Source organism: Rosenbergiella sp. YN46 (genome assembly GCF_036620675.1).
GTDB lineage: Bacteria > Pseudomonadota > Gammaproteobacteria > Enterobacterales > Enterobacteriaceae > Jejubacter.
The window spans coordinates 1-639 of the sequence record NZ_JAZHEE010000114.1; the positions used below are offsets into that span (position 1 = coordinate 1).

The window sequence follows — 639 nt, forward strand, 5'->3', positions numbered from 1 at the left end:
TGGGGATGGGGTGGGGAAAGAAAGGGTGGGGAATGAAAAGTGGGAGGGGAAGGGGTGTTAGGAAGAGAATGATGAGTGTGAAGTGGTTGGGTGAGAGAAGGAGATGGGTAGGATGGGAGTTGAAAATGAAAGGAAGGGGGGATTATGGAAAGTTAATAGGGGGATGGAAGGAGGGAAAGGAGGGGTAGTGATAGGTGGGTTGGGGGAGGAGGTGGGGGGGGGGGGGGAAAAAGTAGGAGATGGGGGGGGTGAGGAGTGGGATGGGGAGGAGGAGGGGGAGGAAGATAGGGGAGATGGGGTGTGGGATGTGAGAAATTTGGGGTTTAGTAGTGTGAGGGTGGGGAAGGATGCGAATGATGGGGGGGAGAGTGGTATGGGGGGGTGTAGGGTGATTGAAGATTTTTGAGGGATGGGAGGGTGTTGTTGGGAGAGAAGAAAGTGAGAGGTGGAATGGTGAAGGTGAAAGATGATAGAAAGGTGGGAAGGAGAGAGGGAAAAAGGTAGAGGGATGGGGCGGAGGGTTGGAGGGAAGGGGGAAAAATCTTAATAGGTGGATTGGTGTGATTTTTGAGGGTGAATAGGGTGGTAGATGTGTTGAGGGTGTAGAGAAAGTTGTTTGGGGGGGTTGAGAGGAATGGG

1 protein-coding gene is annotated in these 639 nt (G+C 53.1%); it reads left to right on the forward strand.

Going from position 1 to position 639, the window contains the following annotated elements:
* Positions 1-188, forward strand: a 188-nt coding sequence (locus tag V3W49_RS22775) for a hypothetical protein (protein WP_500148229.1), incomplete at its 5' end; no start/stop codon positions are given.
* Positions 189-639 lie beyond the last annotated feature (451 nt).